Annotated in this window: 24 protein-coding genes and 1 tRNA gene; 5 read left to right on the top strand and 20 right to left on the bottom strand. The window is 58.3% G+C overall.

Features of this window, described 5'->3' with window-relative positions; translation table 11 throughout:
* Nucleotides 1-60: 60 nt before the first annotated feature.
* On the top strand, nt 61-633 hold the full coding sequence (locus tag B150_RS0101775; RefSeq protein ID WP_020398159.1) for an HNH endonuclease: 573 nt from the start codon (nt 61-63) through the stop codon (nt 631-633).
* Here B150_RS0101775 and B150_RS0101770 read toward each other — a convergent pair.
* Genes B150_RS0101770 through B150_RS0101755 form a run of 4 tightly spaced genes read right to left on the bottom strand, consistent with a single transcriptional unit; the run spans nt 630 to nt 2940 of the window.
* On the bottom strand, nt 630-1256 hold the full coding sequence (locus tag B150_RS0101770) for a sulfotransferase family 2 domain-containing protein (RefSeq protein ID WP_020398158.1): 627 nt from the start codon (nt 1254-1256) through the stop codon (nt 630-632). The two genes, B150_RS0101775 and B150_RS0101770, sit on opposite strands and share 4 nt — an antisense overlap.
* Nucleotides 1256-1855, bottom strand: a complete 600-nt coding sequence (locus tag B150_RS0101765; RefSeq protein WP_020398157.1) for a demethoxyubiquinone hydroxylase family protein — start codon at nt 1853-1855, stop codon at nt 1256-1258. The genes B150_RS0101770 and B150_RS0101765 overlap by 1 nt, the downstream gene beginning before the upstream one ends.
* Nucleotides 1855-2340 (bottom strand): disulfide bond formation protein B, encoded by a 486-nt coding sequence (locus B150_RS0101760; protein ID WP_020398156.1) that lies wholly within the window; start codon nt 2338-2340, stop codon nt 1855-1857. Before B150_RS0101760 ends, B150_RS0101765 begins: the two co-directional genes overlap by 1 nt.
* Before the next feature lie 21 nt (nt 2341-2361).
* Nucleotides 2362-2940, bottom strand: a complete 579-nt coding sequence (locus B150_RS0101755) for a YqaA family protein (protein ID WP_020398155.1) — start codon at nt 2938-2940, stop codon at nt 2362-2364.
* A 141-nt stretch (nt 2941-3081) separates the two neighbouring features.
* On the opposite strand from B150_RS0101755, the gene B150_RS0101750 reads away from it, so the two are divergent.
* A tRNA-Leu gene (locus tag B150_RS0101750) sits at nt 3082-3166 on the top strand.
* Nucleotides 3167-3204: 38 nt separating this feature from the next.
* On the opposite strand, the gene B150_RS19340 is transcribed toward B150_RS0101750, so the two are convergent.
* The 4 genes from B150_RS19340 to B150_RS19335 all read right to left on the bottom strand — a co-directional run bounded on the left by B150_RS19340 (nt 3205) and on the right by B150_RS19335 (nt 7145).
* Nucleotides 3205-4248, bottom strand: a complete 1044-nt coding sequence (locus tag B150_RS19340) for a DMT family transporter (RefSeq protein WP_020398154.1) — start codon at nt 4246-4248, stop codon at nt 3205-3207.
* A gap of 157 nt (nt 4249-4405) precedes the next feature.
* Nucleotides 4406-5851, bottom strand: a complete 1446-nt coding sequence (locus tag B150_RS0101740; protein ID WP_020398153.1) for an FAD-dependent monooxygenase — start codon at nt 5849-5851, stop codon at nt 4406-4408.
* Between the two features lie 224 nt (nt 5852-6075).
* Nucleotides 6076-6696 (bottom strand): class I SAM-dependent methyltransferase, encoded by a 621-nt coding sequence (locus tag B150_RS0101735; RefSeq protein WP_025897749.1) that lies wholly within the window; start codon nt 6694-6696, stop codon nt 6076-6078.
* An 83-nt stretch (nt 6697-6779) separates the two neighbouring features.
* On the bottom strand, nt 6780-7145 hold the full coding sequence (locus B150_RS19335; RefSeq protein ID WP_020398151.1) for a winged helix-turn-helix transcriptional regulator: 366 nt from the start codon (nt 7143-7145) through the stop codon (nt 6780-6782).
* Nucleotides 7146-7319: 174 nt separating this feature from the next.
* Here B150_RS19335 and B150_RS0101725 point away from each other — a divergent pair, with 174 nt between their 5' ends.
* Together B150_RS0101725 and B150_RS0101720 are read left to right on the top strand one after the other, a co-directional pair.
* Entirely contained in the window at nt 7320-8378 is a 1059-nt protein-coding gene (locus tag B150_RS0101725) for an NAD(P)H-dependent flavin oxidoreductase (RefSeq protein WP_020398150.1), read from the top strand.
* Nucleotides 8379-8422: 44 nt separating this feature from the next.
* Nucleotides 8423-9040 carry a glutathione S-transferase family protein gene (locus tag B150_RS0101720; protein WP_020398149.1) on the top strand — a complete coding sequence of 206 codons (618 nt, stop codon included), beginning with the start codon at nt 8423-8425 and terminating at the stop codon, nt 9038-9040.
* 12 nt (nt 9041-9052) lie between these two features.
* Here B150_RS0101720 and B150_RS22055 read toward each other — a convergent pair whose 3' ends face one another.
* Together B150_RS22055 and B150_RS0101710 are read right to left on the bottom strand one after the other, a co-directional pair.
* Nucleotides 9053-10744, bottom strand: coding sequence for a sensor histidine kinase (locus tag B150_RS22055; protein ID WP_020398148.1), 1692 nt, complete (start codon nt 10742-10744; stop codon nt 9053-9055).
* Nucleotides 10741-11691 (bottom strand): ABC transporter substrate binding protein, encoded by a 951-nt coding sequence (locus B150_RS0101710; protein ID WP_020398147.1) that lies wholly within the window; start codon nt 11689-11691, stop codon nt 10741-10743. The genes B150_RS22055 and B150_RS0101710 overlap by 4 nt, the downstream gene beginning before the upstream one ends.
* Nucleotides 11692-11889: 198 nt before the next feature.
* Here B150_RS0101710 and B150_RS0101705 point away from each other — a divergent pair, with 198 nt between their 5' ends.
* Nucleotides 11890-13143, top strand: a complete 1254-nt coding sequence (locus B150_RS0101705; RefSeq protein ID WP_162139638.1) for a serine hydrolase domain-containing protein — start codon at nt 11890-11892, stop codon at nt 13141-13143.
* 77 nt (nt 13144-13220) lie between these two features.
* On the opposite strand, the gene B150_RS0101700 is transcribed toward B150_RS0101705, so the two are convergent.
* The 10 genes from B150_RS0101700 to B150_RS0101655 all read right to left on the bottom strand — a co-directional run bounded on the left by B150_RS0101700 (nt 13221) and on the right by B150_RS0101655 (nt 21126).
* Nucleotides 13221-14405, bottom strand: coding sequence for a TonB family protein (locus tag B150_RS0101700; RefSeq protein ID WP_162139637.1), 1185 nt, complete (start codon nt 14403-14405; stop codon nt 13221-13223).
* A 125-nt stretch (nt 14406-14530) separates the two neighbouring features.
* Entirely contained in the window at nt 14531-14935 is a 405-nt protein-coding gene (locus tag B150_RS19325; protein ID WP_020398144.1) for an ExbD/TolR family protein, read from the bottom strand.
* A 9-nt stretch (nt 14936-14944) separates the two neighbouring features.
* Nucleotides 14945-15559, bottom strand: coding sequence for an energy transducer TonB (locus B150_RS0101690; RefSeq protein ID WP_020398143.1), 615 nt, complete (start codon nt 15557-15559; stop codon nt 14945-14947).
* Nucleotides 15560-15629: 70 nt separating this feature from the next.
* Nucleotides 15630-16211: an NAD(P)H-dependent oxidoreductase gene (locus B150_RS0101685; RefSeq protein ID WP_020398142.1), complete on the bottom strand. Its 582-nt coding sequence runs from the start codon at nt 16209-16211 to the stop codon at nt 15630-15632.
* Between the two features lie 145 nt (nt 16212-16356).
* Nucleotides 16357-17709, bottom strand: coding sequence for a tetratricopeptide repeat protein (locus B150_RS0101680; RefSeq protein ID WP_020398141.1), 1353 nt, complete (start codon nt 17707-17709; stop codon nt 16357-16359).
* Between the two features lie 18 nt (nt 17710-17727).
* Nucleotides 17728-18345, bottom strand: coding sequence for a TonB family protein (locus B150_RS0101675; protein WP_020398140.1), 618 nt, complete (start codon nt 18343-18345; stop codon nt 17728-17730).
* On the bottom strand, nt 18345-18743 hold the full coding sequence (locus tag B150_RS0101670; protein WP_025897766.1) for an ExbD/TolR family protein: 399 nt from the start codon (nt 18741-18743) through the stop codon (nt 18345-18347). Before B150_RS0101670 ends, B150_RS0101675 begins: the two co-directional genes overlap by 1 nt.
* Nucleotides 18744-18803: 60 nt before the next feature.
* Complete coding sequence (locus B150_RS19320) at nt 18804-19223, bottom strand: ExbD/TolR family protein (RefSeq protein WP_020398138.1); 420 nt, start codon at nt 19221-19223, stop codon at nt 18804-18806.
* A 24-nt stretch (nt 19224-19247) separates the two neighbouring features.
* Nucleotides 19248-19775 (bottom strand): MotA/TolQ/ExbB proton channel family protein, encoded by a 528-nt coding sequence (locus B150_RS0101660; RefSeq protein ID WP_020398137.1) that lies wholly within the window; start codon nt 19773-19775, stop codon nt 19248-19250.
* Nucleotides 19762-21126 (bottom strand): MotA/TolQ/ExbB proton channel family protein, encoded by a 1365-nt coding sequence (locus B150_RS0101655; protein WP_020398136.1) that lies wholly within the window; start codon nt 21124-21126, stop codon nt 19762-19764. The genes B150_RS0101660 and B150_RS0101655 overlap by 14 nt, the downstream gene beginning before the upstream one ends.
* Nucleotide 21127: the final 1 nt, after the last annotated feature.

Below are 21127 nucleotides of genomic sequence, written 5' to 3'. Positions count from 1 at the left end.
AAGGGCGGGACCGACGATGGGCGTCGGTTCCCGGAACGATAAGTCAGGGGGAACAGGATCATGGGTGTCAATTTTGCACCCCATTTGCCCAAGCCGGAAAGTTGCCCGGCGCTTGTGCTGAACGCCGATTACCGGCCGCTCAGTTACTTCCCGCTTAGTCTCTGGAACTGGCAAACGGCGCTCAAGGCCGTGTTCCTCGACCGGGTCAGCATCATTTCAGAATATGACCGTCAGGTGCATTCGCCGTCGACGGCCATCAACCTGCCAAGTGTTATCGCGCTCAAGAAATTTGTGCGCCAGCCGCGTTATCCGGCCTTCACCCGTTTCAACCTTTTCCTGCGCGATGAGTTTTGTTGCCAATATTGCGGCTCGCCGCATGACCTGACATTTGACCATGTCATTCCGCGGGCTTATGGCGGGCGCACCAGCTGGACCAATATCACCGCCGCCTGCGCGCCGTGTAACCTGAGGAAAGGGGGCCGCACGCCCGAGGAAGCGCAGATGATCCCCATGCGCTGGCCGCACCGGCCCACCAATCAGGAACTGCATACCCGAGGTCGCCAATTCCCGCCGAACTATCTTCATGAAAGTTGGCGGGATTTTCTTTACTGGGATGCTGAGCTCGAGAGTTAGGGCTTCAGTCTCTCAAGGAAGGCGTAGTCCTCGCGGTAATAGTCGCGCAGGACCGCGCATTCTTCTTCGCCCAGTGCGGCTGTCGTATAATTGGGGCCGCCTGTCTGGGTTTTTGGCAGGCGGATTTCCCTGCCCGCGCGTTCCGACAGGAAGGCCTCGACCGCAGGCATGTCGCTCATATCGAACACATGGTCATAGAACGCCGGGTCCCGTCCGAGGAAAGTGACCATGGGCAGGGTATGGTGCTTCAAGGAATGCACCCGCGCCTGATAAGCAGCGAGGTTGTGCACAAATTCCTTGGGGCTCGGGAACGGCTTCAGGTCAAGCGGCAGGCCCTCTTTGCGCAGTTTCCAGTGCGCAGCTTCCTCATGTCCATGCACGCGGTTGCGGTAGGCGGAGATGAAGCGTTTGATCGGGTCACGCACCAGCGCGATGCGCAGTTCGCCCGGTTTGCGGTCTTCCTGTGCGCGGCCAAAGGCGGCGGTGCCATACGCCTTGTGGATGCTGCCATCCGCAAAAGGCGCGCCGTGCTCCAGTTCGTACAGAACCTGCTTGATGGAAGTGCATGCTACTTTGGGCACCGGGTAATACCGGATATTGAGCACCTCTGAGTAGATGGACATCAGACCCGCTTTGAAATCCAGATCGCGGCGCGACAGCCCGCTTTGATAAAGCCAGACAGTACCGGATAGCCGGTTGCTTCCTCAGCACCGTGGGCCTTGGCGATTTCAAGGTGTTCCACTTCTTCGGCCTGGAAAGTCTCGATGGTTTTTTCAAGCTCAGGCTCGCGTGCGCTCTCGTCGCGGGCGCGGAGCGCATCGAGCTGCTCCTGATAGTGCTCGTCAATCACCTCTTCCACGGCGGCGGTGCAGGCCATGGCTGCTTTCTCGCCCATGAAAGCGGTCGCGGCACCAAGCGCATACCCCGCCACGTGCCAGAAAGGCGCCATGGCAGTGGGGCGCACACCGCGCTCATGGATCAGCTTGTTGAAGCGGTCCAGATGCACCTCTTCCTGCTCATACATGTGCTGGATAAGGCCCGAGCGTGGATGCCGGTCACCAAGGATGGCGCGCTGGCCCGCATAAATACGCACAGCGCCAAATTCACCCGCATGGTCCACCCGGATCATGCGTTCGGTCTCCTGCATGTAGTTGCGGTTCCCCGGCAGCGGACGTGCGGGTTTCTGCTTCTCGGTCACCGGCTTGTACTGGGTCTCGGTCATCAGGCTTTCCTGAGGTTGCTTGCAAGGAACACGGTCATGGCCGTTGCGATAATGAAATTATAGCCCGCCATCGATATGCCAAACAAGGACCATGCTATTTCGTCGCACCTCACGATGGGTGCATTCATGATGGCATCAAGCGTGGCGTCCATATCGCCCGAGAAATCAACCGCTGCGGTGCAGGAGGTGAAACCCTCCCACCATTTCTGCTCCACGCCTACGTGAAAGAGCGCGAGGCTCGCATCCACCGCGAACAGGAGCGCAAGGGCGGCAATCACCAGGCTTGTAGGCAGCGCACGCACGGCCTTTGCCACGAGCGCCAGTGCAACCACGGCAAAATAGGGGTAGCGCTGCCACCAGCACATCTCGCACGGGGCATAGCCTGCATACTGGAAAGCAAAAGCCCCCGCCAGCATGGCAGCCGCCACCAGCCCGGCAAAAAGCACGGGGTCCCGGTTCGGCAGTGAAAGCATGTATTTTGCCATCGGATGTCCTTCCCTCTCGCCTCAAAGATATTTGAGCGCGGCAAAACCCGCAAGGCCCAGCACCACAAAGGCGGTCAGCACAAGGCCAAGGCGTTTTTCAATAAATTCGCGGATCGGTGGGCCAAACTTCCACAGAAGCGCCGCCACAAGGTAAAAGCGCGCGCCGCGTGCCGGGATGCTGGTGGCAAGGAACACAAGCGGGTTCATGCCCACCACACCGCTCGCGATCGTCACCACCTTGAAGGGCAGCGGGGTAAAACCGGCGATCAGCACAATCAGCACGCCGTAATCCTTGTAGTAGCTCTGGAACTCGGCAAACTTGGCACCGTAGCCGTAAAAGTCGATGATCGGCTGGCCGATGGCTTCAAAGAGAAACGCGCCAATCAGGTAACCCGCCATACCCCCCGCGACCGAGGCAACAAGCGTGATCGTCGCCAGCCGGAAGGCATGGAACGGACGCGCGAGGATCATGGGGATCATCATCAGGTCGATGGGGATGGGGAAAAAGCTGCTTTCAGCGAAGGATATCCCCGCCAGCCACTTTTCCGCCTGCGGGCTCATCGCCTTTGCAAGCGTCCAGTCATACAGCTTTTTCAGCATGCCCGCTCCTTAATGCCAACCACCTGCCGATGGTTAGCAATGAGGCCGGATAAATACAATCACGCATTCTCACTTTTCCGCGCTTGACGCGCGATTGAAGCCGTATATGATGCACGGCGCTCAAAAGAGCCCCACCCACAGGCCCCTGTGGCGGAACTGGTAGACGCGCCGGATTCAAAATCCGGTTCCTCACGGAGTGTCGGTTCGAGTCCGACCGGGGGCACCACATTTCAAAAAGCTATCATTTGCTATTGCAGGCGTGTCCTAGCCGTGTGCGGGCGGTAAGCTGTCAGTGAGGGTCGGGTCTGCGCCTTTTTGCGTGCTCAGCACCGCTTTAATGCCGATCAGCACACCCAGCAAGGCCAGGCTTATGCCCGCAACCTGTGTGAGGGTGGGCAATTGCCCGGTCCAGGCAAACGCATAGACAAGCCCGAAGACGATTTCCCCGACGATAAGTTGCCCGGAAAGAACGGTGGGCAGGGAATAGGATGCCTTGTTCCACAGAAGCGCACCGCCCCAACTGACGATGCCGCCAAGCGCCGCGGATACGCCGATAAACCACAGGCTCTGTGCACTGGGTTCAAGCAGTTTGGCAGCGCTGAAGGCGCTTGGCCACCATGCCCATGCACTGAGGGCAAAGAGCAGGACCCATAGCAAGCCCGCAGCACCAACCATTGATGCCCATTCGCCATGGCGCAGCCCGCGATTGTTTTTCAGGAAGTGGGCATTGGCCACGCCGTATATGGTCCAGCACAAGAGGGCAGCCACAGCGAAGAAGACGCCGGTTATATATTCACCCGCGCTTTGCTCCCCGCCCGCGTGAAACTCCGCCGCGTTATGGCCGGAGGAGAGAAGGATGCCAAATGTCAGCATCACAATGCCGGGTAGCAGGCGTGTGAAGCTGAAATGGCGCTCAAAGAAATTGCCCATTACGGCGACGGATATGGGCAGGGCACCAATGATGAGCGTAGGCACCGCTGCCCCGGCGAGCTGGATGGCGATGACCAGCAAAAGATAATAGCCAACATTACCAAGCAGCGCGAAGCCCGCGGCCCATAGCCAGTGCCGGAATGTGCGGCCCATGGCCGGTTCCCGCTGCTTGTCCCGGAAGGTGCACAGGAACACGAAGGATATCACACCGTAGCAGGTGAAACGGCCAAGCGTAATTTCGAGCGCGCTATAGCCTTCCAGCATGAGCGGAGCCGCGAACGCGAGGCCCCAAAGCATGCAAGCCGCGAGCGCGAAAAGGATGCCCATGGTAATGGCTTTGCGTCCCGGTTCGTGCGCAGAAGAGGCGATGTCGGTCATTGTTTTGGCTGTCCGCTTCCGTGGTCTTGGCTCGTGGTGTGACGCCGATGGCGTGAAAAGGCAGCCTATCCGCGCCCGCGAGGGGAGGCAAGGAGCGGCGGGCGATACCGCCCGTGCTTTGCGTTTTTCTTTTCTATGATCGGGTACCACGCTGCGCCTAGCACCATGTTGCCAGTGCGCTCTGAAGTGGCTTTTGGGTGTCGTGGTCGGTCCAGGCGACATAGCCATCGGGCCGGATAAGCACAGCGCCGGGTGCCGTGACTGTACCGATGACCGGCAGTTCCCAACTGCCGCTGTAGCGTGCGTGGATGGTACGCACACGGTCGCTCCAGCAGGTAAGGTCGCCAAAGTTGGAATCAGTGAAGCTAACGAGGACGGGCTTTGCAGCATACAGAAGCGCGCTCACCGTGGTGGTGCCTGTGGCTGTCGCCAGCTCAATATCCGGCATGCGGCGGCCGAGGAGCGCATGGCCTTCACCAAGGTCGTAACGCACATCAAGCCCGGACATGCGTGCGGCATACCAGTGTTTCACGTCATCAAAGGCGGACATTTCGCCCATCATTGTGCGCAGGGCATCGGTTTGTGGGTCCCCACGGTGCAGCGCGTTCAGCGCCATGGTTGCGCTCAGTGCCCGTGCGCCTACGGGGTGCCGCTCACGGTGATAGCTATCCAGCAGGCTGTCTGGTGATGTGCCATGCACCACTTGCGCGAGCTTCCAGCCAAGGTTCATGGCGTCCTGCACCCCGATATTGAGGCCCTGCCCACCGGCGGGGGAGTGCACATGGGCGGCGTCGCCTGCCAATAGCACACGCCCTTTCCGGTAGTGTGCGGCTTGCCGTGTCGCGTCGGTAAAGCGGGACAGCCATGTGACGTTATGGACACCGAAGTCGGTGCCATAGGCGGTGATCAGGGCGTCCTTCAGGTCACGGATATCCGGCTCGCGGCCAGCCTTGAACTCAGCCTCGGTCAACACACACCGGAGCCGCTTGCCATCCTCAAGTTTGCCGAGGCCATTGATACCCTTGGCCGCGTAGCGGATGCCCCATTCCGGTTCGTCGTGGTAATCAGCTTCGGCAATCAGGAAGCTTGCGGTCGCGTCCCAGCCCGGGAAGTCGATGCCTGCGCATTTGCGTACAAGGCTGCGCCCGCCGTCACAGCCGACAAGGTAACGCGCGCGCATCTGTGCTCCACCTTCAAGGCTCAGTGTCACACAGTCCGCGTCTTCCGTGAAATCCGTGACTGTGCGCGTGCGGTGAAAGATAACGCCAAGCTCCTGCGCCCAGTCGGCCAGGATTTGCTCGATCCGGTTTTGCCAGATGCCAAGCCAATAGGGGAAACGTGTGGGGAGACTGCTGATATCCTGCGTTGCGCCGGGTATGGGGATAACGCTGTGTTCGCTGCCCTCCGCCGTGAATCGGTCGGCGATCCCGCGCTGCGCGAACAGCTCCAAGGTTCGGGGGTGCAAGCCACCCGCACGTGAGCCTGTGAGTGTTTGGTCCGCACGCTGTTCAATAATGGCGACATCCACGCCTGCCAGCCGCAGTTCTGCAGCGAGCGTGAGGCCCACCGGCCCGCCACCCGCAATGATTACCGTATGGTCCATCCTGCCCTCGCTCCTGCCCTATAGGCCCCTGTTGCAACAGAGGCGTCATAGCGCGGGCAGGGGGTCTTGAAGCAAGACGGTTACACCCCAAATATGTAAAGAGCGGAAAGCACTGGTCTTCCCGCTCTTGCTTTTCCCTCACCAGATAGTCTCCGGAACAGCCCGCCCCACGCGCGCCTGTTGGTGCCTTAAACGCGCGCGACTGTGACTAGTGAAGCTGGGTGTCAAGGCTTCTTCAGCACCATGAACACGGCCTTCTTCGGGCCCGGTCGCCAGTTCTCGGCTACGCGAAAGCCGGCTGCGGAGAACTCGTCCTCAAGTTCTCCCGCGGTGAGGAAGTCCACATAGGGTGCTTTGCCAAACCATTGCAGAACCGGAATGATATACTTGAGGAAAGCGTATCCGTCCTCGAGGCACACCGTGCTGGTAACCAGATAACCGCCAGGTTTGAGCGCGCGGTGCAGGGTTTTCAGCACCTCCGCCCGGTTCGGCAGCAGGTGCAGGATCGATAGCGCGAGCGCCATGTCGATGCTGCCGTCCGGCACATCAAGCGCATCGACGCTTGTGCATTCAAAGCCGATGTTGGTGATGCCTGCCGCCGCCGCTTTTTCCCGCGCGATGGTGAGCATGTTTTCCGAAATGTCGGTCGCGCGGATGTGTTTCACATAAGGCGCGTGCAATATGGCGGTACTGCCGGTGCCGCAGCCGACCTCCAGCAGCTCCATATCGGGCGTGAAATAGGCGCGGGTGAGCTCCAGCTTGCGCTCATAGGATTCCTGGTCGGAAATTTTTGATTTTGAATAGCGCTCAGCCGCGCCATCCCAAAAGGCTTTTGCCGGTTTCATGATATCCCCCATCATGCTGTCGTAATGCTGGGGGCTTATTCCCCCTTATCCTTCATATGGGGAGGCAATGGGGCGAGATAAAGTCACGACTTTTTCTTGGTGCCCTTGTTCTTGTGTTCCTTCAGGCGGTGGCCGACGTCCACAATGGCGCGAATGGCGGGCTGCAGTTCTGCGCCCAACGGCGTCAGCGCATATTCCACTGTCGGCGGCGACGTGGGCATAACGGTGCGCAGCACAATGCCGTCGCTTTCCAGGCGCTTCAGGCGCGCGGTCAACATCTTCGCGGAAATGCCGACGATATCGTCCTTCAACTCACTGAAACGGCGCGGGCCACTGCTGAGGTGCCAGATGATATTCGGCGTCCAGGTGCCGCCAATGATGGCGAGGCATTCGCTCAAGGGGCACATGTGGGGCGGGGTTTCAACCTTGCTTTTACGCCGTGCGATCATGTTGCCTCCCGCTAAACTTCTGTGAAAGTCTATATTCCATAAAGGGTTACCAGCGTGTCTGCTGCTAACCATATGGTAACCACATTATTGCTGGTTACTTCTTGAAACTTACTATGCCGTGGTTATCTGGGTTCGTAAAGGTCAGTAACAGCCAATTGAGAGAGGGCAAGCGGCATGGCAACAAGCACACGTATCACCGAGATGCTGGGCATCAAGCATCCTATCATTCAGGGGCCATTTGGCGGCGGGTTTTCAAGCGTCGAGCTTGTGGCGGCGGTCTCGAACGCCGGGGGGCTTGGCTCCTTTGGTGCGCATAATGTGAAGGCGGCGGATATCGGCCCGCTGGCGGACAGCATCCGCGCGCACACCGACAAGCCGTTTGCGCTCAATCTGTGGGTTTCGTGCGTGGATGAAGGCGGACAGGGGTTGAGCGCGGAAGGCTATGCAAATGCCCGCGCGCTTTTTGAACCTTACTACCGTGAGCTTGGCATCACCCCGCCACCCCCACCTGAAAACCATGTGGAAGATTATGAAGCGCAGGTGGATGCGCTGATTGCGGCGCGGCCAGCGGTGTTCAGTTTTGTGTTTGGCGTGCCGTCAGCAAGCGTGCTGGCGCGCTGCCGCGCGGCGGGTATCAAAACATTGGGCGCCGCCACAACGGTCGCGGAGGCAAAAGCGCTGGCAGACGCCGGTGTTGATATCGTGCTCGCCACCGGGCTTGAAGCCGGTGGGCACCGGCCCTCATTCCTGAAAGCGGCGGAGCAGTCGCTGGTCGGCACACTCGCACTTGTGCCGCAGGTGCGGGACGCAGTGGACGTGCCCGTTGTGGCCGCTGGCGGCATTGCGGATGCGCGCGGTGTGAAAGCGGCCCTCGCGCTCGGTGCTGATGCCGTGCAAATCGGCACCGCTTTCCTTGCCTGCGAACAGTCGAATACGAGCGACCTGCACCGGGACCTGCTTTTCAGCACCAGCGCGGACGACAGTGTGCTCTCGCGCGCTTACACCGGGCGGCTCGCACGCTTCCTGCCCAACCGATTTGTCGAGTTTATGGACGCACGACCCGCAGAGCGCTTGCCGTTCCCGCTGCAGGCCTGGTTTGCGACACCGCTCAAGAAAGCCGCGCTCGCGGCGGACAAACCGGAACTGGCATCCTTTTACGCGGGACAGGGCGCACCGCTCCTTCGTCACCGCAACGCCGCGGACCTGATGGCCGCGCTCACCAAAGGCTTTTAGAGCTAAATCTCACAGCCTCGATCACAACAGCTCAGGAGACAAAGATGTACAAACTCTATTATGCGCCGGGTGCTTGCTCCCTCGCGATCCATGCCCTGCTTATTGAAAGCGGCCAGCCGTTTGAAGCGATCAGTAAAAGCGACGTGGCAGACTTCGCGGCGCTCACGCCGCTTGGTGCCGTTCCGCTTCTCGAAGTGAACGGCGAGATCATCCGCGAGGGCGCCGCCCAAGCGCTCTACCTGATTGAGGAGCACGACATCGACCTGCTGCCGAAAGCCGGTGAGGTGGGCCGTGCCAAGGCGCTTGAGTGGTTGCTGTTCGCGAACGCCACCATGCACCCGGCTTATTCCAAAATGTTCTTCGCCATGCGCGCGATTGAGGATGAAGCCGCCAAAGCCAAAGCGCTTGAGGCTGGCGCGGCCGCCATCGCCAAACTGTGGGCGCTTGTGGACAAGCAGCTTGCCACCACACCTTATGTGACCGGTGACAAGCTCAGCATCGCTGACATCATGCTGACGGTCTATGCCAACTGGGGCGGTTATTTCAGTGTTGAAATCCCGCTTGGGGCCAATGTGAAGCGGTTGTTGAAGGAAGTATCGGCCCACCCGTCGTTTGCGCGGGCGCTGGCAGCTGAAGGCGTGGACTATAAAGCCGCGGCTTAAGCTGAGCGCGGCTCAGATATAGTCAAAATCATCGTCCGATCCGGCTTCGACCGGGTCGGGCTCAAGGGGCAGGGTGATGCGCACGGTGGTGCCTTTGCCCTTCTCGGACTCGATCTTCAGGTCCCCCTTCATCAGCAGCACAAAATGTTCGACGAGCGGCAGGCCAAGCCCGGTGCCCGCGCCTTCCGCCTGCTGGTACATATGGTCGCTCACCTGCGCGAAGGGTTGGAGCGCCACTTCAATTTCCGCCGCGCTCATGCCGATGCCGCTGTCGGATACGGTGAGCTCAAAGTTGCTGCCCTTCAGGGCCGCTTGCACCCTTATCTCGCCGTCCGCAGGGGTGAATTTCACCGCGTTCGATACAAGGTTGATGATCACCTGCTTGAGAATGCGGGCATCGGTGCGCACCTGCAGGGGCGGGCAGTCGATATGGCAGGTCAGGTTCTTGCGCTCAATGAACGGCTGGCTGATGGTCACAGCGCCGCGCACCACTTCGTCGAGCAGCGTATCCTGTATTTGCAGTTCAAAGCGCCCGGCTTCAAGCTTCGAGAGGTCGAGGATGTCGTTGATGATCTCAAGCAGGTGTTTGCCGCTGTCGGAGATATAACCGAGATATTCCTTCTGCTGTTCTGGTTTGACCATAATGTCCCGCTGCAGCATCTCGGAAAAACCGATGACAGCATTCAGCGGCGTGCGCAGTTCGTGGCTCATGGATGCAAGGAACTTCGATTTGGCCACATTCGCCGCCTCGGCCGCTTCCTTGGCGAAGGTCAGTTCCATGGTGCGCTCGACCACCATCTGCTCGAGCCTGTCTTTCTGGTCGGCCTGCAGGCGGTCATGCAGCTTCAGTTCCTCCAGCATGTCGAAGAAGGCGCTTTGCAGCATGCTAAGCTCGCCCGTTCGGGCGCTGAGGCTAGGGTCATTCAACCGCTTCAGGTCATCTTCACAAAGCGCGTTTTCAATGCCGGTGCGTTTGATCTTGCGTGCGACGTCCGTCATCATCTCAAGCGGCCGTAGCCAGCGCCTGAGCATGGTGGACGCGATAAGAAGGCCAATGATGGCCAGCGCACCGGCCACAAGGCCCGCACGCGCCACGAGGGTGTCAATCTGGTCCTGAACGCGGGTGGTGGAAAGGCCCAGGCGCACCACGCCAATCAGGTCTGGCACAGTTCCCTCGTCACCCTCAATGTCACTATCGGGGTTCGTGAACGCGTCACTGTCGGCGAGGATCATGTCCCGCATTACGGGCGCGCCGATATGGTAGCTGACATCATCATCGGTCTCGTGCGTGCCGAGGCGGCGTACAACCAGCGCTTTTTTGTCGAGGGTTTCGTCAATCACGATACCATCGGTGAGGCGGCTATGCTCGGCCGGCACACTCACAAGGATGCTGCCGTCCGCCTCGATGATATCGATATATTTGATGTCAGGGTCGATGAGGTATGGATCCAGCGCTTCACGCAGGATCTCCCGGTCGCGCACCAGAAGGCCGAGCTTGGCGCTTTCGGCGATGCTGGTGGCTGCTGCCCGCCCGCGCGTTTCAAGGTCCGCGGTCATAAGCTGGGTCGACATGCCGATGAACACCGTGGCCATGATCCCGGCAACAGCCGCTACAAGGATCACGAGGAAGGTAATCGCGCGCGCCCGCAGGGAGGAACTCGTCTTGTGGCCGCCGGTATTCTCAATGCTGTCGCTCATTGTCATTTAAGCACCACCTCCATGCCCAGCACGGTGGGGGGCGTGATGCCGCCGCTCGATTCGAGGCTGGAGCGATTCACTTCGAGGAGAAAGGGTGCCCAAGGCTCTGCCGCGCGCTTGTCGCCTTGCACAAGCGCGCCAGCCGCGCGGCCAACCTGCTCGGCCAGCTTGGCGGGGTCCATCTCAATCGCGGCGCCCATGCCCATGGGCACAAGGTCAGGCGAGTAGGCGAAGGTGGGGATGCGGTTCTCCAAGGTCATGCGCAGGATAAAGCGGATGGTGTTGGTGTTGATGACCACAATGTCGCGCAGGAACAAAAGGCCGTCGGTTTCGCCGATGGCTTGTCTCAGGCCCGGGCTCACGTCGTCAGGGCGTTCGATATAGAAGAAGCTGAGTTTGATGCCCAGCTCACCAGCGGCGTCGATCAGCTCATCCCGCACGGGCTCAATCGTCGACCGGCGCGCGAGCACGCCGACCGTCTGCATATGCGGGGCAAGGGCCTTGAAGGCCGCAAGCCTCAGGCCAACGTCCGGTTCAACCTGCATGCCGCGGGCGCTCGCTGTCTCCCGTACCTTGCGGGACGGCTTTTCGCGCATCAGGAAATAAACCGGAGTGTCGGGCATTTCTTCGGTGACAAGCCGGGTCGCAAGGGGGCCGAGGGTAATGACAAGCTCAAGCTCGCCCTTCGCCTTGCGGTCGCGCAGGTCCGTGAGGATGGCGTCGCCGGTGCCACGGTCATGATGCATGTCCATATAACTGACCGTGCCGCACCCGGTGCAGTTGGCGGCGATACCCTCCGCAAGGCGGTAGCTTGCGCCGTGTTTGTCGCTGTCCACAATCACCACATTGGCGAAGGCTGCGGTGCCGGCTGTGCAGAACGCTGCACCCAGCAGGAGGCGTGCGGCGGTGCGGCGCATACGCGCAAAACGACCGATTTGCAGCCAATGGATCATCGGAACTCCAGCCCTTGACCCCCATGGGATCACTTTACGTCGAAGCCCCGGCAGGCTTCCATAGTTAATTCATAAACTGACATGGTTAGTGGGAGGTAAACGTTAATGTCATTTCGCGCTGTTAATGTGCGAAGCATATTTGTGGTCTTTGACCAAGGGTGGGCCCGCGCTATCTTACGGGCAGAGGGAGGAACAATTATGCTCAAGAGACTATCGTTACTATTGGTGCTCGTCAGCACGTCCTGGTTCGCGCATGCGAGCGAGCTGCCGACCGCCAGCCCCGAGGATGTTGGCCTGTCGGCCGAGAAGCTCGAGGCCATGAAAGCGCATTTCCAGTCCTATGTGGATGAACACAAGCTTGCGGGCCTGACCACCCTGGTGTCGCGCCACGGCAAGGTCGCGCATTTCGAGACATACGGCGTGCGCACGCTGGAGAGCGGCGAACCCATGGCGAAGGACGCCATCTTCCGCATCTATTCCATGACCAAACCGGTGACCGGTGTGGCGCTGATGATGCTCTATGAAGAAGGCAAGTTCGAGCTTGATGACCCGGTCTCGAAATATATTCCTGCGTTCAAGGACCAGAAGGTCTTCAAGGGTGTGAACGAGGACGGCAGCATGATCACGGAACCCACCGCGCGTGAGATGACCGTGCGTGACCTGATGCGCCACACCTCCGGCCTCAGTTACGGTGTATTCAGCGAAACACCAGTGGACATGAGTTACCGCAAGGGCCAGCTGATCGGTTTTGACCAGCCGCTCAGCGAATGGGTGCCGAAGCTTGCGCGCCAGCCACTTCTCTACCAGCCGGGCAAGGCGTGGGTTTATTCCCTCAGCGTGGATGTGCAGGGCTATCTGGTTGAAGTGCTGTCGGGCCAGACCTTCGACGAATTCCTCAAAACCCGCATTTTTGACCCGCTCGGCATGTCGGATACTGGCTTTTATGTTTCCGAGGAGAAGGTGGACCGGCTTGTCGGCATCTATGACCTCGACAAGGAAAAGGGCCTGACACCTACGGGCAATGCGCTCATTCAAGATTTCACCAAAGAGCCGCTTTTCAAGTCGGGCGGTGGTGGGCTTTTGTCCACAACGGCAGATTATTGGCGTTTTGCCCAGATGGTCGCAAACGGCGGCGGGCTTGACGGCGTGCGTATCCTGAAAGCCGAGACGGTGGATATGATGCGCACCAACCAGTTGCCGGAAGGCGTGAACGGTATTGGCGGCAAGGGTGTTGTGGGCTTTGGTCTTGATTTCGCGGTGCTGACCAATGCGGAAGCATTTGGCGGCGGCAACAACGGCGAATTCTACTGGGGCGGCATGGCCAACACGGTTTTCTGGATCGACCCGGTGTCAGACGTTGTGGCGATTTTCATGACCAACGTGCTGCCCTACGGCGCCGTTGACCCGCGCACCCCCATGCGCAAGTTCGTCAATGAAGCGGTGGTGAACTAGGGGGCGTTCGTCATTCCAGAGAAAGCATGAAGGCAGGCCTTGTGGCCTGCCTTTTGTATTGGAAACAAAGGCCGTGCCTAGTTCTCGATATTATATGAGAAGCGGTAGCGCACGCCGGTCATTTTCTGGGCGACACCGTCCACCATTTTCGGCTTGTAGCGCATCTGACGCATCGCGACGATCGAGGCTTCCTCGTAGTAGCCTTTCGGTACGCTTTCCACCACCACGATACTATCGGGGGCGACCGTGCCGTCCTCCAGAATGGTGACCTCGAGCAACACCATGCCATTCACCTTTTCTTTGATCGCACGCATGGGGACCTTGGGCTGCACCCGCATGAACGGCATTGGCGACGCGCTTGATTCTGCAGCTTTTGGCGCGGGTTCTTCAGGGCCGTCGACTTTAACCACAGTGCTTTTCTCTGGCGTCATGGTGGTTTGTGTGACGGTGCATGTCACGCTCTTGCCGCGCGCGAACGCGAGCGCCTTTTCCGTGTCGCCGGAAAGTTCAGCGCTTACCCCGGCAAGCATGGAGCAGTATTTCGGATTGGGCCACTTGGGCAGCATGGTCTGCAAGGTGGCGAGTGCGCCCATCAGGTCGCGCTGCTCCCACTCGGATGACAGCAAGAGATTGTACCAGCTTTCCTTTGGCTCCACTCCCTCGGCGTCAGCGGCCTTGATTGCTTGGCGGATATAGGCTTCAGCTTCCTTGTAGTTCTCCAGCACATAGTGTGTCTGTGCGAGAAAGACATATTGGTTGGAGCGGATGCTCTGATTTCTCGCGGCCCACACCTCGCCATATTCAAGCGCGCGGCTATAGTCCTCCGCCGAATAATGAAGCTGTGCAAGACCGTAGATGATGTTGAGCTCAAGCGCGGGCGGGATCGATTCCGTGTAGCTGAGGATGGCCTCATACGCTTTGATGGTGGCGCTTGTGTCATTGCGCTCAAAGGCAACCATCGCCTTGAGCTGCCATGCGACCGCACGTTCATAGTCGTTGATGCGCTCATAGGCCAGTGTGTTATCAAGCATAGCGTCAGCACGGTCGAGGTCCTTGACGCTCAAGGCCTCTTGGGCGGCTTGTATCATCTTGTGCACATTCAGGCTCATGGCCGGTACGCGCCTAATCTCGCCGGAGCCACCAGATGTTGGCGCGGGCCTGACGCCCGAGACGCTGGAGCCTGAACCACCACAGGCGGACAGGGTGAAAAGGCTTGCTGTGCAGGCGGCCACCAGGACGCCTGTTCTTAAAATCGATGTCATGAAACCCCCAATACTTATTTCTGCACCGGATAGTAGCGAATGCGAGGCCGGTGAAAAGCCCTTTATCAACAAAAACGGGGTGGCGCCATCGCACCACCCCGCTTGCGGTTCTGCCGTAACGCCCATTACTCTACAAGAACCGCAATCCTGTCATTGGTGAAACCCGTTTTGCTGGCCAGCCCATGCAGCCGTACCCACACACCGGTGTTGCTGTCCTTGTCTGCTTTGATGGTGACAGGGGCCTTGGGGCGGGCTGTGCTCTCTTCCTTCATGATCGCTTCCGCCATCCATGGGTCGATGAGGCGGCCGCCATAGTGAATGTCGCTCGCCGCATTGATGGCGAAGGCGATGGGCTCGTCAGGTGATTTCACCTGCGGCGGTTTGCCCTCCGGCATATGAGGCACGATGCCGGTTTCCCGGATGAAGCTCGCCGTCACGATGAAAAAGATCAGCATGATGAACACGACATCGAGCATGGGGGTCATGTCCGCGCTTGCGCCGTGGCGCGCATGTGCAAGTGAGCGTCGCATACGCGCCTCCTATTCTGTCAGTTCAAAGACAAAGCGGTAGCGAATGCCCGCTGATGCGCGGGCGATGCCGTCCACCACCGTGGGCTTGTATTTGAACTTGGCAATGGCCGCGAGGGCCGCGCGTTCGAACATGCCTTTGGGCTCGGCTTCAATCACCGCGGGGTCCGACACGGTGCCGTCTTCGCGCACGGTGAACTCAACCACCACTGAGCCTTCAACGCCGCGCTCCAGCGCCTGGCGTGGGTATTGCGGCTGCACACGCACCAGCGGCAGGCGTTCACCGTCCATATAGCCGGGCTTGAAGACTGTCTCTTCGCCGATTCCTGTTTTCGGCGCCGGGGCGGGGCCCAGCGGCAGGTCAGAAACTCTTGGATTAACATCAATGATCGGTTTGATGATGTCCGGCTCTGGCTGCACCTCGGCGGGTGGGGTGACGCGGTCAATCTGGCGTACTTCTGGTTTGTCGGGGATGGTCAACACGATGTTCGGGTTAAAGACCGGTCGTTCCTCGGGGAAGGACATCATGTCCTTTGCCACAAGGCCCTGCATCAGCAGGAACAGGCCAAAGGTGGTGAAGGCGGCACCACCCATGATGGGAAACACACGATAGCTTGCTGTATTCATGATACCCTCCTGAATGTTATGATATAACAATAACATGCAAAAGGGTTAAGGAATAGTTATAATATAACAATTAATCTGCGTTATGACCGTACCGGTGCATAAGCGCCAGCCGTTGGGCGCGTTTTTCCTCGCTCGCGCCTTCCACAAGGCCAAACACGGTGGTGCCAATGGGCCCGACACCGGTGAAGGCAAGGATATTGCGTTTCAGCGCCTTGAGGCTGTGGGCGCGGTAGAACAGGCGGTAGAAAAAGCCCGGCATGCCCATGGTGACGATGATGCGGGCCGAGCAGCCCTTTAGGAGCTTGCCCCATTCCTTGGGACTTGCCGCAAGCGACGGCCGCAACACCTGCTCGAGGAAGCCCTTGAGGAGCGCGGGCATACCGCCGAGCCAGAGCGGGAAGATGATGACCAGATGGTCGGCGTCCAGAATGGTGCGCTGGGCTTCCTTGAGGGCAGGGGGTGTCTCGCCTTCTTCCCAGTCCTTGCGGCTGCGCAGCAGCGGGAAATCGAGCCTGCCGACATCGACAGTGGTTACCCGGTGGCCGGCACTTTCGGCGCCTGCGCGGTAACGGTCGGCCAGCGCGTGGCAGAAATGCGCTTCGCTGCTGTCCGGGTGGCCCAGAATCAGCACGATGTTTTTATGTACGCTCATGTCACGGTCCCCTCAACGCTATGGGGGCAGGATGGGGCAAGTGCGGCGCCCGCGCCTTGATGATGGTCAACCGGGGCCGGGGATGCCCACAAAGAAAAACGGCGCCCCGAAGAGCGCCGTTTCTATTTCCCTAAAGGCGTTGGCCTTAACCTTTGAGCATTTCCTCGCGGGCTTCTTCAGCCTTGAGGTAGTTGCGCCACTGCGTGATCATACGCTTGTCCTTCTGGTCGGTCGCAATCTTGCGGGCCTCGTCGAAGGTCTCGTGCGCTTCCTTGAAAAGCTTCAGTTCGGTCTGGGCCTGGCCCTTCTGCATGATAGCAGTCAGGCGCTTGTCCTTTTCCTTGGCGTCTTTCGATTTCTCGAACGCTTTGGCAACGGCATCGAAGCTGTTGATCGCATCTTTATAGTGCGTCAGCTGCATCTGAACCTGACCGATCTGGAACCACAGGTCACCGTCGGACTCGCTCTTGGCAGCAGCGGAGAGCGGCTTGAGAGCCTTCTCGTATTCCGTTGCCATCAGGTAGCACTGGCCGAGGGTCTTGTAGTTCTGTGGGGTTTTCTCAACACGGTCTTCTTTGAAGGCCTTCTCGAGAACCCATGCACATTTGATCGGTGCACCGCGTGCGAGCATGATCTGGGCCACGTTGACGAGCTGAACCGGCTTGTCGTCCAGGAAGCCTTGCTTGTAGGCCGCTTCCGTGAGCGAGTAAGAAGTCTTTTCGTCACCAAGCTCCTGATACACACCAGCAAGCTGGATCCAGTATTGCGGCTTCGGCCAGTTGATCAGCAGGATCTCCAGCACATCGCGAACCTTGGTAAACTGACCAAGTTCCCAGTGTGCGGACAGCGCCATGCCGTACCAGCTTTCCTTAACCTCAACCGTATCAACCGCCTGAGCTTCGCTGATCGCACGGTAGATATACTCAAGGCTCGTCTCGAAGTTCGTCAGCGTGTAGTAAACCTGCGCGATAAACACGAGCTGGTTCACGCTCACGAGGTCCGTACGGGGCTCCCAGATCTTGATATACTCAAGCGCTTTTTTATAGTTTTCCTCACTATAATAAAGCTGGGCAAGGCCGTAGAGGATGTTGAGTTCAAGTGCCACCGGAATGCTATCCGAGTACTTGAGAATCTCTTCGTACGCACGGATGGTCTCCGCCGTATTATCCTCTTCGTACGAGATCATCGCCTTGAGCTGCCATGCAACAGCTTTTTCATACTCGTTGATCTTCGAACTTTGCAGCGTCTCGTTCAGGATTTCCTTCGCTTCGCCGAATTCCTTCAGGTCCATCGCTTCCTGAGCTTTCTGGATCTTCTTGTGAATATCCAGGCTCATGGCGGGAACCTTACGGGTCTTCGCTTGCTCTGCGTAGGATTTCTCCTCCTGGGCAAATGCCTTGCCCGAGAGGGAGACGCCCTGTGGCAGCGGCAGTGCCGCGAGGATCGCAGCAGCTGCAACAGCCATAGGAAGGGACTTGATGGTTTTGATCATATTCATGACTTTCTCCTGTCCCCCTTAGTCAGCCAGATCGAAGGAGAAGCGGTATTTCACGCCGGTCACCTTCTGCGGCTTGCCGTTCACAACCTTCGGCTTGTATTTGAACTTCTCTGCAGCTTTCGCAGCAGCGCGCTCAAAATAACCCTGAGGTTCGGCTTCGATGATCACAATGCTGTCTGGCGGTACAGTACCGTCTTCGGCAACAGTGAGCTCAACAATCACATACCCTTCGATACCGCGCTCCTGAGCACGACGGGGGTATTGCGGCTGGACGCGCACGAGCGGCAGATAGTCACCGTCCTGGCTCGGGCCCAGGTCGATCGAACCGAGATCAACACCGGAACCGGAGTTTGCACGACCGATCGAAAGGTTCATTTTGTTCGGACCTTCGATCTCGACCTGAGGTGTTTCCATCTCAGGCGGCGGAGCTTCCACCTCTGGGGGCTTCTCCACCTTGCGCTCCATGCGCTGTGGCGGTTGTTCGTCGATATCCTCGACTACGTCCACGAACCGTAGCTGCTTGTCCTCATTCAGGTTCACGTCCTCATTGAACGCGACCAGGCTGTTCATCAGGAAGAACAGGCCGAATGTTACGGCAGATGCGGCCAGGACGGACGAAATTACACGCGTAATCATCAGTTCTTCTCCGCAGCTATGGCTATTGTTTCAACGCCGGCATCGCGCACAGCGTCATATACTTTCATCACCAAACCAGCCTTCGATTCTTGGTCAGCCTGGATCGCAACAGTCCCTTTCGGGTTTTCGGCATGGAGTTTTTCCACAGTCGTGCGGACTTCTTCCAGCTTCACTTCGTTACGATTGATGTGGATCACGTCGTTCGGCGTGACGGCGATCAGGATACTAACCTGTTTCTGGATAGTAGCTGACTCCGCCTCGGGCTTTACTACCGTGACCCCGGCTTCCTTCACGAAGACCGCGGTGACGATGAAGAAGATCAACATGATGAACACGATGTCGAGCATCGGCGTCATGTTGATTTCAGCATCTTCCTCTTTTTGTGCGTGGTCTCGCATTGTTTTCTCCACTTGCCCCATCAGGGGCGCCCTTGAGGCGGGGGCTAGCCCCCACCGGCTTTATTTCTTGGGCGTTACGACGATCTTCTCGCGAGGGATGCCGATGGCCAGCGCAGCGTCATAAATACGAATGACATTGCCGGTATAAGCACCCTCTGCAGCCTGGATCACAACCGGAGCTTCCGGGCGTTCCACACTTTCCTTCTTGATAATCGAACCGACAGCAGAGACATCCACGTTGCGGAAGTCATGGGTGATGCGGTTGTTGTTATCAATGATGAAAGCGATGGCACGCTTGTCGTCATCCGGTGGCGGAGGATTGTTCTGAGTCTGGTTATCCTCCGGCTTGTTGATCTCAAGGCCAGCTTCTTTGACAAAGGAAGCGGTAACGATGAAGAAGATCAGCATGATGAACACGATGTCGAGCATCGGGGTCATGTTGACTTCTGCTTCTTCCTCTGTCTTCGCGAATTTACGCATTGGTTAAACTCCGACTTTCTGGTCCTAGTGATCCATGGTCAGGCTATCTTCGAGACGCTCGGACTCACGCTTGGCAACACGCTCGATATAGGTGCTCAGGAATACGCCCGAGAGCGCCGCAACCATGCCCGCCATTGTCGGGATTGTTGCTTTTGATACACCTGCCGCCATGGCACGGGCGTTTGAAGACCCCTGTGAACCCATGACATCGAACACTTCGATCATGCCGGTAACCGTACCCAGAAGGCCGACAAGCGGACAAAGGGCCACGAGCGTTTTGATGAGACCGATACCTTGGTTAAGGTTGTCGCTCACTTCAGAGATCATGGCATTGCGGATTTTGTGCGCATACCAGGACCGACGCTCACTGCGTGATTCCCACGCATCGATTACACGGTTTTTCTGTTTTTTGAACTCAAGCGTAAAGTACCAGAGCCGCTCAACGATAAGCACCCACATGATGAACGTGACCGCGAGGATCAGGAAAAGGACGTCGCCGCCCTTTTCCATGAACTGGCGGATCGCGTCGAATGCTTCATTAAGCGCTAGCATTCGCATGCTCCTTCTCTGCGTGTACAGCGATGATGCCAGCGGATTGCTCTTCAAGTACGTGAATCACGGACTTGGAGGCACCGGCAACGAAAGCGTGCAGGAGCAGAGTCGGGATAGCAACCACGAGACCTTCAACCGTCGTCATAAGTGCAGCCGAGATACCGGATGCCATCATGGTCGGGTCACCCGTACCGAAGAGGGTAATGGCCTGAAAGGTTTCGATCATACCCGTAACCGTACCGAGGAGACCGAAGAGCGGCGCCACAGCGGAGATGAGTTTGATCAGAACAAGGAAGCGCTCAAGGGCAGGCGTTTCCTTCAGGATCGCTTCGTCGAGCTTCAGCTCAAGCGTTTCTACGTCAACGTTTTTGTTGTTTTCGTAAACCGCAAGAACACGACCAAGCGGGTTGTCGGTTTTAACCGTGTCAGACTGGATCTGGCGACGTACCTTGCCTTTTACGACCATGAGGTACAGCCACTGAACTACAGCCATCAGAACGCCGACAGCACCAAGAGCAAGCGTGATGTAACCGATCACACCACCTTGGTCGAGACGCTCTTCAATGGTCGGCTTCTCAACTTCGAGGTTGAGGAGCTGGCCGCGAGTCGGGTCGATACCAACGCCAACGAGACCGGAATTGGCGCTTGTGAACTCGGAAACCGTGCTCGTGAAACGGCTGGACGGCTGACGCTGCAGCTCGGACACAGAACCGTCGTTGTTGAGCGTGTAGTATTTGTCGCCGCTCATCAGGGCGAAGTCACCTACGCGGGTCAGCGGAACAACAACGTTGGTGCCGTCGGTCATGCTGACTTCGTGGTCGAAGGTAACAACTTCACCGGAACCGATTGCTTCGAGAAGCATTTGAGCCGGCCATACACGGATTTCATCGATCGTCGGCAGTTCGGAAGCATCAGCAGCCTTGGCAACAAGGTTGTCGATCTCAGCCATACGGCCTTCGTTGTCGATGGTTACGTGCGAGGTTTTGATAACGGACTTCGCGTCACCGGCGTTCTGCTGGAGAACACCGAACAGTTCCTGAAGCTGACCAAGACGGTCACGCTGCATTTGAAGCTGTTTCGCGATTTCTTCTTCGTTTACGCGGCGCGTTTCTTCGAGACGAGCGGATTCGCGCTCAAGGCGCTCTTGCTCGGCACGGGCTTGCGCCAGCATTTGCTGTTGTTCGGCTTTGCGAGCCTGGAACTCAGCTTCACGTTTCTTGTGCTCAGCAGATTCAGTAACACTGCCTTCGCGCACTTTGTTGAGAAGCGAGTTGAGATCAGCGGTTTGAGCCTGGACGGCGAAGGTTGCGCCAAAGACCAGGGCTGCTGCGGATGTCAGATACTTCTTCATT

The sequence above is a fragment of the Kordiimonas gwangyangensis DSM 19435 = JCM 12864 genome (assembly GCF_000375545.1).
GTDB classification, from domain to species: Bacteria; Pseudomonadota; Alphaproteobacteria; order Sphingomonadales; family Kordiimonadaceae; genus Kordiimonas; species Kordiimonas gwangyangensis.
The sequence above is the reverse complement of the archived record's forward strand: the minus strand, read 5'-3'. Positions and strand labels throughout refer to the sequence as shown.